This is a genomic window from Streptomyces sp. iso_384, assembly GCF_056172905.1.
Genome location: NZ_JBWBTT010000001.1, coordinates 6765272 through 6780115 on the forward strand (window position 1 = coordinate 6765272; position 14844 = coordinate 6780115).

Consider the following 14844-nt stretch of genomic DNA (forward strand, 5'->3'; position numbering starts at 1 on the left):
CGGTGGCCGGGTGCCGGTGGCCGGTGGCGGCAAGGGTCTGCGGGGTGTTCAGCCCAGCACCTTGCTCGCCCCCGCGCGGCCCCACAGCATGGCCGCGCCGAACGACAGCGCCGTCGTGGCCGCCGTGATACCGATGACCAGGGCTCCGGCGGCCGCGCCGCTCAGGTCCGCCCGGACGAAGGCGTCGTCGAGGACGCCGAGGACGAGTACGTGCACGAGGTAGGCCCCGAACGACGCTTCGGCCAGCCGGGTCAGCGTGGGCCTCATCCGCTCCGGGACGCGCAGGCCGTGCAGCGAGACCAGGACTCCGCAGCTGAACAGGCCCACCAGGACGTGGGCGTACGGGATCGCGTAGTGCACCTCGTGCTGGTACGCGATCACCCCCGCCAGCCCGCCCGCCGCGAGCAGCAGCCACGGCCACCGCCGTCGGCCGAACGTACCGGCCGGGGCGGCGAGCAGCAGCGCCCCGAGCACCGCGTAGATCAGCTGGTACGGGGCGAACGCCCAGCCGAAGCGGGGCAGTTCGCGGCCGGTGGCCTCGGCCAGGTCGCCGAGGAACGACGGCGCGGCGGCCAGGACCAGCAGGACCGCGCCGAGCCCCCACGGCCGCCTGCCCGCCCGGACCAGCACGACCAGGCCCAGGACCATGATCACGGGGAGGTAGGCGTACAGGTACCAGAGGTGGTAGGCCGGGCGGACCGAGGCGAAGGCGGAGTCCAGGGCGAGTTGGCGGAGCGGGTCGTCGTTGGTGTCGCGCAGCTTGCCCCAGGCCAGGTAGAGCGCGGTCCAGACGGCGAGCGGCACCACGATCCGCACGATCCGCTGCCGCAGCCGCGCGCCGTCCTTCGGCGGGGCCCCGGCCAGGACCACCCAGCCGGCGATGGCGAAGAAGAGCGGCACGGCGAAGCGGCCCGCGGAGTCGGCGACCAGCCCGGCCCAGTAGGTGCCGGACCCCTGCGACGCCGTCCGGCCCACCGTGTTCACGAACGCCGAACCGGTGTGGAGGCCGATCACGGCGACCGAGCAGAGAAGCCGGATCAGGTCGATGTCGTAGCGGTGCTCGCGGACGGGACGCGTCGCCTCCGGAGCCGTCGGAACCGCAGCGGGTACGGGGGCGGAGGCGGGGGGTGTGGTGGACATGACTCTCAGAGGGTGGGCGGGGCGGTACGAACGGAGGGGGCGGCGCGGTCCTCGTCGGCGGCGGACCGGGGCGCGGGAACCACGGGACCTGTGCCCGGATCACCGAACGGGTCCGGGAGACCGGTGAGTTCACGCAGCCGGGCGAGGTTGTCCCGGGTCACCGACCACAGCGCCCGCTGCCGGTCGTGGACGTCGGCCACCGCCGCCGCATGGTCCGCCAGCACCGCCTGGGCCCGCTCCGCGAGCCGGGCGCCGAGGGCCCGTTCGTGGACGGAGACGCCCCAGTCGGGCCGGTCGATGTCGGCGAGGAAGTAGGCCAGTTTGGGATGCGAGACCAGGCTGATGACGGGGGTGCCGCAGCCGAACGGGATCATCCCGGCGTGCCCGCGCATCCCGATCACCAGCCGGGTGCGCCGGTAGAGGTCGCGGATCTCGTCGTTGGAGAGCAGATACAGCGGCTCCACGGGGAGGGTGAGGCCGTGCTCCCGGCGCAGATCGTCGACGAAGCGTTCGTCGGCGGGCATGTGCGCGGCGTAACGGACCTCCGCGGCGGCCGAGACGGCTCTGATCGCGGCGGCCATCTCCGCCAGGAAGTGTCCGTAGTCGTGGCCGAAGCGGAGTCCGGCCCGGTCGTAGGCGCAGTTGATCAGCACGGTGTCCTCGCGAGCCGCCGGTTCGGCGAGGCGGGGATCGAGGTGGCGGGCGACGGTGGTGGGGCAGGGCTGGTAGCGGACCTTCTCGCGGAGGGAGGCGGGCAGCAGTTCCCGGACCCGGGCGACGGAGCCGTGGTTGCGCAGCCCGAAGAACGCGGACCGCTCGACCAGGGCCCGCAGCGAGGCGGCGAACCGTTCGCGGCGGTAGCGCTGGCCGTCGAAGACGTTGTAGCCGACGGCGAAGACCGCCAGGGGTGCGGTGATCCGGGCGAGCACGTCGTCGGGGATGTTCCACTGCCAGCCGCTGTTGCCGTTGGGCGCGGTGTCGGGGAGGAAGAGTCCGCCGCCGCCCACGATCACCGCCCGCCGGGCGTTGAGACGTTCGAGGCCGGCCTCGTCGACCAGCAGGTGCGCGTGCTGCTGGTGCCAGCGGTCCGGGCCGGTGTCGGCGGTGAAGCAGCTGCGGACCGCTTCGGGCAGCACCTTGTCGCCCGCGTTCTCCTCACCGTCGGCGAACAGGGCGACATGGGCCAGCTGTTCACCGGGCGGGGCGCCTGCCGAGGGCCGGTCCGGGATGACCGATGCGGTCGTACGGGTGTACCAGGCACGGCAGTTGGCGTCGGTGGGGTCGGCTTCCAGCCCTGCGAGCGCATAGCCGTGGGCGTCCTCGGTGCGGCCCAGCAGCCAGGCGAGCCGGGCGAGTTGACCGAATGCGCGGGGGGCGAAGTCCGGTGAGGCGGTGGCCAGCAGCAGATGCGTCTCGGCCTCCTCGTACCGGGACAGCGCCATCAGGCAGACGCCGAGCGTCTCGTGGCAGCGCGGCAGATCGGGGCGGCCCACGACGGCCTCGCCCAGCAGCGCCACGGCCTCGTCGTGCCGGCCGCGCCCCCGGTGGATCTCGGCGATCTGCCGGACCAGGTCGATCGGCGCCCGGCGTACGTCGGGGAACGGGAGCGCGAGGTGCAGCAGCAGATCGGGGTGCTTGGGGCCGGGGAGGGCGAGGTAGGCGGCCCGGAACGCCTCGTCGTCCAGGTCGAAGCGGTCCCGCGCGGCGTGGGCGGGTCCGGTACACGATGAGGGCGTACCGGCGAAGTTCAGGACGACGACGTCCTCGGGGACGGCAAGGTCGTCGCGGAGCCGCAGCGCCCGGAAGTCGTACCGGGCGTCCAGGGGTACGAGGAGGCTCTCCGGGATGTCCCGCGCGGCTGCGGGCGGTACGGGCCGGTCGAGGTCCTGGTGCTGGATCACCAGCAGGCCGTCGTCGGGGACGCCGCCGTGCGGGTCCGGGGTGCCGTCGGGGCCGGGGCGCGGTACGGCGGCCACGCCCGTACGGAGCTTCAGCAGGGCGTCGAGCGGGCCGAGGACGACCATGGCGGGGGCGAGGGCGACCACGGTGTCGTACCCGTCGAGGCCGAACACCTCGTGGTGCCCGGCGGCGGTGCGCGGGACCAGCCGGGGGTGCAGCCGGCGGGCGGCGTCGAAGTCGGTGTCCGGCAGGCCGGGATGCAGGACGACGACGTCCTCGCAGAGGCCCGGGTCGCTCAGCGCGAGGCTGCGCAGGAGGGCCCGGAGGCCGGGCAGTTCGTCCGCGTCGGCGACGTACACGGCGAAGGCGATCCGCCGTTTCCCAGTGACGGTGCGGCGGTCGTCGGCGGATGCGGACCCGGCCACGGGGGTGGAGTCGTGCGTCGTCATCTCAGGGTGATCCTCACTGCGCCTGCGGCCTCGTCCGGATGCGCGGTGCGTGCCCCGATCCACTCCCGCTCACGCGGGGAGAGGGCCGCCGGTCCTTCGAACCCGATGAGGTCCACCCGGGCGGGCGTGCCCAGGAAGTCGAGGAGCCGCAGCACGGTGTACGCGGTGCTCGCGTGCCCTTCGCCGTCGGCCGTCTCGCCGAGCAGCGCCGGATCGTGCAGCGGGCGGCGCAGCGAGGCGTCGCCGACGCGGTCCTGCGCACCGGGGACGAGCCGGCCGCGCAGGGCGAGCCGCCAGTGCGGGAGCGGGTCGCCGAAGACCAGCCGGATGCCCGCCCGCCGGTCCCAGCGGGGGCCCTTCCACGGGGTGTCGCCGCGCAGGGTGCAGGCGTGCAGGTCGGTGCGGGCGGTGGGGGCGGCATGGCGCGGGGTGTCGCAGCGTACGACGAGGTCGTAGCCATCGATCAGGGCGGCCGCAGCGCTGCCGGGCCGTTGCTCCTGCTCGGCGGTGCGCGGCGTGTCGGCGACCAGGCACACCGTCCGGCCCGCGACGAGCCGGCGCAGACCGGGTACGCCGATGAGCTCGGCCCCGCCGAGGAGCGGGTCGGACATCGGGTCGTGGTCCGAGAGCCGGCGGTGCTCGGTGTAGAGCGCGGCGAGCCGGCGTACGGCCGGGTCGTCGGTGCCGAGTTCGGCGGTACGGCGGCGGACCAGGTCGGTGAAGGCGGCGCGGGCCTCGGCGGCGGGCAGATGGCGGGAGAGGCGGACGGCCCCGGCACCATCCCCGTCTCCGTCCCCGACCAGCGCCAGCGCCTCGTCGATGCGGTCGCCCGCGGCGCGGAGGGTGGCGATGCGGCGTTCGACGTCGCGCGAGGCGGCGGCGTTCTGCTGGAGCGCGAGGTGACGTTCGTACGCCGTGATCGCTTCCTCGCGCCGGCCGAGCGCGTCCAGGGCGTTGCCGCGCAGCCGCCAGGCGCCCTTGGAACGGCCGCGCAGGGCGGTGGCCTCGTCGGCGAGGGCCAGGGCGAGGCGGGCCCCGGCTTCGCCCCCGCTGTCCAGGGCCTGCTGTCCGGTCCGCAGCAGCGCGTCGAACGCGTCGGCGCCCGGCGTGGAGCACGCGGTGGTCAGGGCGCCGATCGACGCGATGAGCCGGGTGCGGCGGGCGTCGGTGAGGGGCCCGGAGGCGGCGAGGGCGGCGAGGTGGTCGCCGCAGAGCCGCAGGGCGGCCAGGAGCGCCGGGTCCGGTCCGCCGCCGGGGCGCGCCCGGGGCGGCGTTCCCGGCCGCCCCGCTATCGCCCGTACTGACGTGAGCAGCCCGGTGAGGGTCTGGCCCATGCTCGTTCCGCCGTTCTGTGAGTCGGACGCCGGCGCCGGGGTTCGTTGCCCCGGCCCCTGGTCAGAGGCCCAGGGTGCTGCGGGTGCGCCGTACGGTGCGGCGCAGCCGGACCGCCGCTCCCCGGGGGCCGCCGCCGGGCAGGGTGAGGCTCTGCAGGCGGCGGCGCTTGAAGTAGTGCTGGGTGGTGGGGTCGAGGTGCTCCCGCAGCCATTCCTCGGCGTCGGGGCGCAGCCCGGGGTGGAGCTTGGCCTGCATGCAGTAGCCGACGGTCCGCAGCAGCGGGGCGAGGCTGTCCGGCGCGGTGCGCGGCAGACGGGGAACGCCCCCGGCGCCCTGCGCGTCCGGGCCGTCCAGGGCGGGCAGCTCGTCCAGGTCGGGCACGAGGTGGTCGGTGATCGTCAGCGGGACGCGGTTGCTGTTCTCGTACGGGGTGATGCGGTCGAGGACCAGCCGGGTGCCGACGCGGGCGACGGGGATGCCGTAGTAGGCGGCGGCGGTGAACATCGCGGTGGAGAAGCAGCCGACGACAAGGGTGGGCGCGCACCGCTCGTACAGCGTCTCGGCGAGCAGCGGGCCGTCCAGTGTGGTGAGCCGTACGCCGAGTTCGGCGGCGGCCTCGTCCAGGGCGCGGGAGTAGCGGGCCGGGGCGGTGGGGTGGGGCTTGAAGAGGATGGAGGTGTGCCCGGCGCGGGCGGCTCCGCGCAACATCCTGATGTGCAGGTCCTCTTCCTCCTCCGGGGTGAGGATGGTGAGGGCGGCGAGGTACTGGCCGAGCAGCATCGCGGTGGGGGCGGCGGCCTCGGCGGCGGCGAGCCCCTTGTCGCCCTCGGCCGCGGCGGCGATCTCGGAGAGGACGGCGCGGAAGGCGTCGTCGGGGACGAGTTCGGGTTCGACGCCGGCCTCCGCGAGGAGGAGCGGGCGCACTCCGGTGACCAGGTCGAGGTGGAGGACGCGCCGGATGCGGCAGGCGATGGACTGGGGCAGCCGGTTGCGGGTGGGGCCGTAGCTCATCAGGCCGTCGGCGTAGACGTGCACGGCGCTCTCGGAGAAGATCGCGGCGAGTGCGCGGGCCGGGTTGACCTGGATGGACTCGACGGCCAGGTCGACGGGGGCGTCGGGCGCGATGTCCCAGGCGAGGCGGAAGGCCCGCTGCCACAGGACGGTCTCCTCGGAGCGCGGGCCCCAGCCGCTGGGGTGGTGCGGGCTGATCGCCTCGTTCCAGTCGACGACGGCGTCGAAGCGGGCGGCGAGGGGGCCGTAACCGCGCATCTCCTCCAGGCGGAGGGCGGTTTCGGGGACGGCCGCGTTGTTGGAGACCAGCAGGATGCGGTGGCTGTCGGTGGCCCGGCCGAACTGTCCGGCGTCGAGCGCGGCGGCGAGGGTGGCCGCGCCGTACAGGGTGGAGACCTGGAAGATCTGGGTGCGCGGGGGCGTACGTACAGGCGTGGTCACGGGCTCGGGTGCGGTCATCGGTCAGGCGGCCTTCTGCTTGGTCTGCTTGGTGCGCAGACGGCTGAGCAGCGTGCCGCGCCTGTCGTCGATCATCGTCAGGGTGCGGTCGAGCACGTCCTGCGGCATCCGGCCCAGCGCGGCGGTGGACTCGGCGCGCAGCCGGCGGGCGGTGGCGGGCTCGTAGTCGTCGGCCTTCTCGTTGTGGAAGGCGATCATCGCGCAGTAGGTACGGACGGCCTTCGGCAGCAGGATGTCCGCTTCCCGGTCGGCGCGCAGCTCGTCGAGCAGGGTGTCGTAGGAGGCGAAGAAGTCGAGCTGTCGGGCGTCCTTGATCTGGGTCAGGGAGGTGGTGACCCCGCGCCGGTAGAAGATGCCGTACAGCCCGAGCGCCGCGTAGGTGCGGGCGCGCAGATGGAGCTGCCAGATCCACAACCGGTCCTCGGCGGTGCGCAGTTCGGTGGCGAAGCGCTGGGCGCCGTCCGCGAAGAGCCGCCGGTGGTAGATCCCGGCCCAGACGAACGGGTAGTCGACCATGGTCTCGCGCTCGGGCACCCCGATGCCGTCGCGGGGGTCGAGCACGGTGTCGCGGAGCGGCGCGGGGGCGCGCCGCACGACACGGGTGGTGCCGGTGGACTGGACGTGGTCGGTGCGGGCGAAGTCGCAGTCGAGGTCCTGGGCGGCGCGCAGCATCCGTACGAGATGGCCGGGGGCGTACCAGTCGTCGCCGTCGAGGAAGGTGAGGTAGTCGCCCTCGGCGGCGTCGATGCCGCTGTTGCGGGCGGCCGCGATGCCGACGTTCGTACCGTGTCTGATCACCCGGGCGCGCGGCAGCCGCTCGGCCCAGTGATCGACGATGTCCTGCGTGCCGTCGGTGGACGCGTCATCGACCAGCAGGAACTCGATGTCCGGGTCCGCGTTGCGGGCCAGGCCGGCCAGCGTGGTCGGGGCGTAGGCCGCGACATTGTGGAACGGTACGACAACGGACAGTTTCGGCACGCGCGCCCTCGCCTTCGATCATGGTCCCGACAACGTAGTGAGACGGCGGAAGGATCGGGTGACACCTGCCACGACAGCGGGTGAACTCTGCGCGTCCGCCAAATGACCGGGCACACGGTTCGGCGCGGTCCGGTCGGCCGGAACCGGACCTCGCTACAGCCGGTCGCCCCTGCTGGGTGATTCCGGAGGATGCGTCCCGCCACCGTCCTTGATGTCCGCTTCGCAGGTGCGCCGGTCGTAGGACTGGTCGTTGGGGATCAGCAGCACGGCGTCGACCTGCTCAGGGTGCGCGACGTCGAGCCATTGGTCGCCCGTACGGGGATCGTCGGCCTGGCCGAACGCCTGGGACGAGGAGATCGTCTGACACCCCAACGTCACGCGCTCCTTGTCGACCGCGCAGGCGTCCACCGCGGGGTCGTCATATTCATCGACGCCGTCGAAGCGGAAGCGGAAGTGGAGCTGGTCCCATCGCGCGAGCGGACGCGGCTACCGGGGCGGGCGAGGACCCGGCCGGGCTCGCCGCATACGCCGGACCGAACCCCTGGGCCTTGACCTCACGTCCGCTGGAGACCACCCACGGAACGGGCCGTTCCTCCGGCTACACGCTGCTGAGCGAGAGCTTGGCGGCGAACCCGAGGAACAGGACGCCCGCCGCCGAAGTCGCCCCCGCCGACAGCCGCTTACGCCGGCGGAAGGCGGCGGCGAGACGGGTGCCGCCGAAGATCAGCACCGAGAGGTACGCGAAGCTGGCGAGCTGGAGCAGTGTGCCCAGCACCAGGAAGGAGAGGGCCGGGTAGGCATAGCCCGGGTCGACGAACTGGACGAAGAAGGAGATCAGGAACAGGATCGCCTTCGGGTTGATCAGACTGACCACCAGCGCCCGGCGGTAGGGCCGCTCCATGGAGGCGGCGGCCTCGGGCGCCTCGGCCGTCTCGACCAGTTCGGCGGTACGCCGGTGCCGCTCGCGCCACAGGGACACGGCAGCCCTCAGCATCCCGATGGCCATCCAGGTCAGATAGCCCGCGCCCGCGTACTTGACGATCGCGAAGAGCAGGGGCGTGGTCTGGAGCAGGGACGCGGCGCCGAGCGCGGAGAGCGTCATCAGGACGGTGTCCCCGGTCCAGACGCCCGCGGCGGCGGTATAGCCGGTCCGCACGCCGCGTCGGGCCGCGACGGAGAGCACGTACAGCGAATTCGGCCCCGGCAGAAGAACGATCAGCGCCAGGCCGGCGAGATAGGTCGGAAGGTCGGTGACACCCAGCATGGACGGAGTCTCGCACGTCCGTACGGGTCGCCGTCCAGGGGTTTCACCAGGCGAAATCAGCGGTTCGGCACCTGGTGGGAGAGAGTCGTCTCCGGCGGGCCGGACCCGGCCATGATCCACCGGGCGCACCCTCGGGGGGCTGGACGCGCGGCGCGGGTCCGACGGAGGATTCGGTGACCGGGCCGGACGGGAATCCGTCATCCGTACAGGAGGCACCGGGCCGGCGGGTGAGCCAGGGGGGACCGAGCGATGGCGGACACGAACAGCGGGTGGGACGGCCGAGGGGCGAGGGGCGGCGTGGAGGGGGCGCGGGCGCAGGAAGCGATATCGGGACCGGGCGTATCGGGACCGGCCACGTCGGCCACGTCGGCCACGTCGGCCACGTCGGCCCATGGTCCGGCCCGGAGGCCCGGAGGCGGGCGACCCCAGGCGCGTCGCGTCACTGCCGTATCGATCGTCGCCCTGGCCGCCCTCGCGACCGCTTGCGAACCGGGGACCGCCACAGGGGCGCAGGACGCGCCTCCGCCGGTGCGGGCCACACAGGCCGCCGCGCCGACCGCGAGCGCCTCCCCCACGGCCTCCGCCACCGACGACGCCAAACCGCCCACGGCCTCGCCCACGACCCCGCCCCCGAGCCCGAAGGCGTCCACCGCCGCGCCCGCCCGCCCCGCCCCCGAGCCGAGCACCGCACCGCCGCCGCGCGTCCTGATGCGTACGGGATCCCAGAGCGACCAGGTGCGGGAACTCCAGGCCAGGCTCCGCCAGATCGGCCACTTCGGGCGCAACCCCACCGGCTACTACGGCTCCGTCACCGCCGACGCCGTACGGTCCTTCCAGGCCAAACGGCGGCTGACGGTCACCGGAAGCGCCGACGAGGTCACCTGGCAGCGGCTGCTGGCCATGACCCGGGTGCCGACGGCCGCCGAGCTGCACCCGCCGACCGAGCGCCCGGTGGCCACGCCGGACGAACGGTGCCTGAAGGGCCGGGTCCTGTGCATCAGCAAGAAGAGCCGGACGCTGGCGTGGATGATCAACGGCAAGGTCGTCTCCGCGATGGACGTGCGCTTCGGCTCGGAGTACACGCCCACCCGCGAGGGGGTGTTCGAGGTGTTCTGGAAGTCCCGGGACCATGTGTCGACGCTCTACGACACCCCGATGCCGTACGCCCTGTTCTTCAGCGGCGGCCAGGCGGTGCACTACTCCGCCGACTTCGCGGCCAACGGCTACGGCGGCGCGTCGCACGGCTGCGTCAACGTACGGGACAAGAAGAAGGTCGCGGCGCTGTTCGACCAGGTGAAGAACGGCGACAAGGTCGTCGTCTCCTGGTGACCCGGTACCGGATGACCCGGAGCCGGTGATCCGGCGCGAGCAAGTCATCAGCGGGGGCGGGGAGAGGGCGCGGGCGGGACCGGGGGAACGTGTCCCGCCCGCGCCGATGCGCTGAGCCGAAGGTACGGGGGGAACCCCGGCTCGTTGCGCGGCCGATGACCAGTCGGCTCACTCTGTACTGCGCCCGGCCTCCGAAAAACGTCACACCTGGCTGTCCGAGCCGTTCGCCAAGCCCTTCACCGGGCCGTTCACGGACCGCACACGCTTTCTGAATCCGCAGGTCAGCGGGCGAGCACGGAGGCCGCGCCGGAGCTCTTCGGGAGCGGCGAGGCCCCGGCATCCGCCCCGTCGGCGCCCGGCCCGGTCTCCACCGGCTGCTCCGGGGCGAAGCCGGAGCGCGGTACGGGATGGAAGGAGACGGGCGGCAACGTGCCGCCGCCGCCCGGTCCGCTCTGACCACCGTCGTCATCGTCGTCGTCCCCGCCACCGCCGGAGCCACCGCTTCCGCCGCTGCCACCGCTACCGCCGAGGAGACGGTCGCAGAAGCGCTCCAGGTTCTTCTCGCCCTTCGCGAACTCGATCAGCTGGCGTCGGCTCCGGTCGTCCAGGGTGCCGTTGCGGAAGGCCTTGCAGGCCTTGACGGACTTCTCGTACCAGTTCCCGGAGTCCGTACCGTCACCGGAGCCACCGGATCCGCCGGGGCGTTCGTCCCGGCCGTCGCCGCCGCCGGAGGTCTCCTCGCGGCCGTCGCCGCCCGGCCGGTCCGGGGTGCCCGAACGGTCGCCGCCGGACTCCCGGCCGGTGTCGCCGGTCCGTGCTCCGTCGGGCGCCTCGGATCCGCCGGACTCGCGGGTCTCGGGCGAGGAGGACGCCTCCGGTGCGTCGGGCGGGGACGGGTCAGCCGGGGACGAGGGGTCACCGGCGGGTTCCCTGGAGGTCAGCGGCCCGGGGGTCACGGCGGCCGATACGGAGCTGGCGGGCGCGGGCGAGCCCTGTCCGCCGAAGGTTCCGGTGAGCACGCCCGTACCGGCGGCGACCGCGACCCCGCCGAGCGCACAGCCCGCGAGCGAGGCGACCAGGCCGAAGCGGACCGGCCGGCTCCAGCGCGGGCGGCGGGCCGGGGTGTCGGGGGCGGAGCCGATCTGGACGGCGTGCAGGATGCCGGGGCGTCCGGGGACGGCGGCGCCGCCGGCGAGCCGGTCCACCCCGTTGCCGTGGCCGGCCTGCCGGAACGCGGCGAGGACGGCGTCCTCGCCGGGAAGTTCGCCTGCCGCGGCACGCGGTCCTCCGCGGGCCGTGCCGAGCGCTTCGGCGAGCCGGAAGGCGTCGGTGCGGGCCTGGTCGCCGACGGGGACGACAGGTTCGCCGCGGAGCAGTCTCTCCGCCGCGTCCTTGTCAAGCCACTCGTAGTGCTCGTCGGCCATCACATGTCCTTCTGCGTCCACGGTCGCGAATGCGTCACACCGGGAGTGACCCCGGCGGGCGCCGCCGGGCCGCCCCGGCCGGGCCGCTGGGAGGGCACGGCGCCGAGCCCGGCGCCTGCGCCCGCGTCGGAACCGGCCTCGCCTCCGGCCCCCTGTGCCGGGCCGGCGGCCGGGGTTCCGTCCGAGGTGAACGCGTTGTCGGCCCGGGGCGCCGGGAGCTGCTCGTCGGCGCCGAGGAGTTCGGCCAGTCGCTTGAGGCCGCGGTGGGCGGCGGTGCGTACGGCGCCGGGCCGCTTGCCCAGGGTCTGCGCCGCGCTCTTCGCGTCGAGCCCGACGACCACACGGAGGACGACGGCCTCGGCCTGGTCCTGCGGCAGCTGGGCGATGAGGGACATGGTGCGGTCGGTGTCGAGCGCCTCGATGGCGTCACCCGCGGTGTCGGACTCGGCGGCGCGTGCGGTCAGCTCGGTCTCGTCGCCGCCGATCGCGGGACGACGGCTGCGCATCCGCAGATGGTCCAGCGAGCGGTTGCGCGCGATCCGCGCGGCCCAGCCGCGGAACCGGTCGGCGTCACCGCTGAAACGGTCGAGGTCGCGCGCTATCTGCAGCCACGCCTCGGACGCCACGTCCTCGGCGTCCGGTTCCCCGACCAATGTCCGTATGTAGCCCAACAACCGTGGCTGCACCGCGCGGTACACAGCACGGAAGGCATCCTCGTCCCCGTCCTGCGCCGCGAGCACCGCGGCAGTCAGCTCCGCGTCGTCCCCCAGCACTCCCTCAACCCGCCCTGCCGTCCTCAATCGCAGCTGGTCAACTGCTGCGCAACCCTGCGCGAACCAGCACGCTACGTGCTCGGCGGGGGCCACGTCCATGACTTGTACAACCCGCAACAATTCGTCGGGCGTCTTCCGGTGTGACAGAAAACGCAGTCATGGCGCTGAGATGAGTACGGGGTCGTGCTGCGACCCCGTGGAAGACGGCCGGGGCCTCTCCTGTGGGGGGTGGCGGCCCCGGTCGTCGCTCCTCTTCTCCGCGTCCACGTCGTGGGCGCCGTCACCGGCGGGTGCCTTCGCGAGGCCGTCGGCCGCGGCTTCGACCGGCCTCCGCGTGACTGACCGACGTATCCGCGCATGCGTACGTGGCGCTGTTCCCGCCGCTGCCGCTCATCGCCACGGTGCTGACCGCCTACCGCGGCCCCGGCCCTGATCGGCAGGACACCCCTAAAGGGCCTGTCGTCGAACTGCCGTCGTCGCCCGAAGAGCGGCCGGGCGGCGCATCGAGCGTGCGTGCCAGGCGTCGCCCGGCAGGCGGCAGTTCGACGACAGGCCCTAGCCCGGGATCCGCTCCGCCAGTACGGCCACCGCGCCGACATAGCCGCACAGGCCGAGCACGGTGGCGAGCCAGCTGAGTGCGGTGTGCGTGCCGATTCCGTCGGTGCTCAATCCGAGATGGACCCGGGCGGCGCGGCTCACGCGGGGCCGCGGGCCGTGCGACGAGCGGTTTTCGAGGGCTCGGGACAGCCTGCGCCGGTCGGTGGCCTCCCGTAGGCCCAGGCAGACTCCGTCCCGGTCGCGTACCAGCAGCACCCGGTCCGCGACCCCGCCGTGGGAGAAACTCGTCAGCAGCCGCACCCGCTCGACCGTGGAGAGGTCGACGGTTCGTACCCCGGTCAGCGTCCGCGCGGTCAGCCGGGTCCCGGAGAGATGGACCGGTGACCGGCCCACGTGCACATCGCCGATCAGGACGACGCCCACGAGCCCGGCGAGCGCACCGAGAACCAGCGGGACGGCTGGGTGCGTACCCACGGCCGCCGCCACTCCCAGCGCGACGAACGGGCCCGTGAGCAGCGCGGCGACCAGGGCCACCCCGTTCCTCGTACGGCGTCGCCCGGCGCCCGGCGGCACGGGGCTCTCCTTCTTCCGGTTCGCTCTGCGCTCCACTACAGCCCCCGTCCCGGCCGTTCGGCCCTTGTCGTCAGCCCCGCCCCCGCGCCCGACGCGACATCACAGCGCGCAGCACCCGGCGGCCCTCCGTGGACAGGTCCAGCGCCTTGCGGAGGCCGGCGCCGCTGCCTGCCGTGCCGGTGGTCTCCGCGAGGATCTCCAGGATGCGGACCTGCCGTTCCAGCTCCCCCGCGACCAGCGGGCCCACGGCGGCCGGTCCGCCGCTGCGGGCCGTCTTGAGCAGGTGGTCCCCGTCCGGCGGTACGTCCTTGTCCGGGGCGTCGAACCGGCCGTGGACCCTCAGCGCGACCAGCGAGCAGGCGTCGGCCCACTCCCGCAGCGGTACGGGGGTGAAGTCGGAGGGGGCGGCGCCGAGCATCGACCGTACGAGCGCGGCCGGGCCGTCGGGGACCGGCGCGTGCTCCATCGCCGTCCGTACCGACGCGAGCCGGATGGCCCAATCCTGTCCGTCCCCGCAGCTCGCCCAGAGCGGGCGCAGCGGCTCCGCGTCCGGTCCCGCGAGCAGCGGCAGGCAGCGGTCCAGGCAGGCCACGGCGCTGGCGGCCAGTGCGCGCTCGTCTGCTCGTTCGATCAGTTCCAACAGACTCATCGACGTCTCCCTCGGTCTATCGGATACTGCGCCGAATGGCTGAAAATCGTCACTTCGGAGCCATCGTCGGCACGGAGCAGCCGCCTATCGGGCAGCAGCCGTCTACCGGGCAGCGGCCGTCACCGGTGGGCGCCCGGGACCACCGTGGCGGGCATCACGCCGTGCGCGGCACGTTCGACCTGCATCCGAGTCACCGTGCGGACGAAGAGGATCGCGAGCACCGCGGCGACGACGTCCAGCGCGTCGGAGGCCGCCACCAGGCCCGCCGCCCGCACGATCTCCGCCGGCTCACCGGCCCGCTCCCACAGACGCCCGGTGACGCGGGAGGCCAGGAGCGTCGCGACCCACGCGGCCCACCAGAGGTTGAGCGGGGTGCGGGGGACCGTGCGCCAGCCGCCGTCCGCGCGGGTCTGCGCGCTGGCCTCCCAGATGCCGCTCGCCACGCGGTACGGGAACCAGAAGTTGGCGACCGGGACGAACCAGCCGCCCACCGCCCAGCCCGGCCCCATCCGCTGCACCCCGGCGTCGAAGATCTCGGCGTTCCGGCGGGCCCGGTGGAACCAGACGATGAAGACGACGGCGGTGGCCACGAACACCGCGCCCTGGGCGAGGGCCGCGATGCCGTACAGCCGCTCGGCCGTCTCGCCGTCGCTGCCGTAGACGTCCAGGACGCCTTCCGTCGCCAGCCGGTCCCAGAGGGCGCGCACGCGCAGGCCGGTGCCGACGGCGAACAGGTCGGCGGCGATGACCACACCGAGCAGCGCCGTCACCGCCCGGGACAGGCCGACCGGCGAACGCGGCCAGGTGCCGACACCCCAGCCCCCGGGTCCGGCGGCCGGGGGCTGCAGGCCGTCGGGCAGCGGGGGCCGGGTGCCCGAGCAGAAGGTGCACAGGCCGTCGTCGGTCACGGCCGTTCTGATACGGCAACGGGTGCAGAGCATGAAGAAGTCCCCCCAGGACGCGGTGTCGGTGCACGGCCGCGCGTCCCTCCCCAGGAGCGCGC

At 73.9% G+C, this 14844-nt stretch carries 13 protein-coding genes; 1 reads left to right on the plus strand and 12 read right to left on the minus strand.

From position 1 onward, the window contains the following. Positions 1-48: 48 nt before the first annotated feature. From AC0VY3_RS30250 to leuE, 7 genes are all read right to left on the minus strand, one after another. Positions 49-1140, minus strand: coding sequence for an acyltransferase (locus AC0VY3_RS30250; RefSeq protein ID WP_475551040.1), 1092 nt, complete (start codon positions 1138-1140; stop codon positions 49-51). Positions 1141-1145: 5 nt separating this feature from the next. Then, positions 1146-3488 (minus strand): polysaccharide pyruvyl transferase family protein, encoded by a 2343-nt coding sequence (locus tag AC0VY3_RS30255; protein WP_475551041.1) that lies wholly within the window; start codon positions 3486-3488, stop codon positions 1146-1148. Further along, complete coding sequence (locus AC0VY3_RS30260) at positions 3485-4822, minus strand: hypothetical protein (RefSeq protein WP_475551042.1); 1338 nt, start codon at positions 4820-4822, stop codon at positions 3485-3487. The genes AC0VY3_RS30255 and AC0VY3_RS30260 overlap by 4 nt, the downstream gene beginning before the upstream one ends. 61 nt (positions 4823-4883) lie before the next feature. Further along, positions 4884-6293, minus strand: a complete 1410-nt coding sequence (locus AC0VY3_RS30265) for a polysialyltransferase family glycosyltransferase (RefSeq protein WP_475551043.1) — start codon at positions 6291-6293, stop codon at positions 4884-4886. 3 nt (positions 6294-6296) lie between these two features. Then, on the minus strand, positions 6297-7271 hold the full coding sequence (locus tag AC0VY3_RS30270) for a glycosyltransferase family 2 protein (RefSeq protein ID WP_475551044.1): 975 nt from the start codon (positions 7269-7271) through the stop codon (positions 6297-6299). Between the two features lie 153 nt (positions 7272-7424). Continuing rightward, complete coding sequence (locus AC0VY3_RS30275) at positions 7425-7643, minus strand: hypothetical protein (RefSeq protein ID WP_475551045.1); 219 nt, start codon at positions 7641-7643, stop codon at positions 7425-7427. 226 nt (positions 7644-7869) lie between these two features. Further along, positions 7870-8535 (minus strand): leucine efflux protein LeuE, encoded by a 666-nt coding sequence (leuE, locus tag AC0VY3_RS30280; RefSeq protein WP_030084585.1) that lies wholly within the window; start codon positions 8533-8535, stop codon positions 7870-7872. A gap of 249 nt (positions 8536-8784) precedes the next feature. On the opposite strand from leuE, the gene AC0VY3_RS30285 reads away from it, so the two are divergent. Next, complete coding sequence (locus AC0VY3_RS30285; RefSeq protein WP_475551046.1) at positions 8785-9864, plus strand: L,D-transpeptidase family protein; 1080 nt, start codon at positions 8785-8787, stop codon at positions 9862-9864. Between the two features lie 281 nt (positions 9865-10145). Here the strand turns inward: AC0VY3_RS30285 and AC0VY3_RS30290 are convergent, their stop codons facing one another. The 5 genes from AC0VY3_RS30290 to AC0VY3_RS30310 form a co-directional block, all read right to left on the minus strand. Then, a complete protein-coding gene (locus tag AC0VY3_RS30290) occupies positions 10146-11288 on the minus strand; it encodes a hypothetical protein (protein WP_103507150.1) in 1143 nt (380 codons plus the stop codon). After that, positions 11288-12061: an RNA polymerase sigma factor gene (locus tag AC0VY3_RS30295; RefSeq protein WP_242741419.1), complete on the minus strand. Its 774-nt coding sequence runs from the start codon at positions 12059-12061 to the stop codon at positions 11288-11290. The genes AC0VY3_RS30290 and AC0VY3_RS30295 overlap by 1 nt, the downstream gene beginning before the upstream one ends. Positions 12062-12616: 555 nt before the next feature. After that, on the minus strand, positions 12617-13192 hold the full coding sequence (locus tag AC0VY3_RS30300) for a hypothetical protein (protein WP_475551047.1): 576 nt from the start codon (positions 13190-13192) through the stop codon (positions 12617-12619). 70 nt (positions 13193-13262) lie between these two features. After that, entirely contained in the window at positions 13263-13841 is a 579-nt protein-coding gene (locus AC0VY3_RS30305) for a hypothetical protein (protein WP_103509704.1), read from the minus strand. A gap of 119 nt (positions 13842-13960) precedes the next feature. Beyond that, positions 13961-14782, minus strand: a complete 822-nt coding sequence (locus tag AC0VY3_RS30310) for a DUF4328 domain-containing protein (RefSeq protein WP_475551048.1) — start codon at positions 14780-14782, stop codon at positions 13961-13963. Positions 14783-14844: the final 62 nt, after the last annotated feature.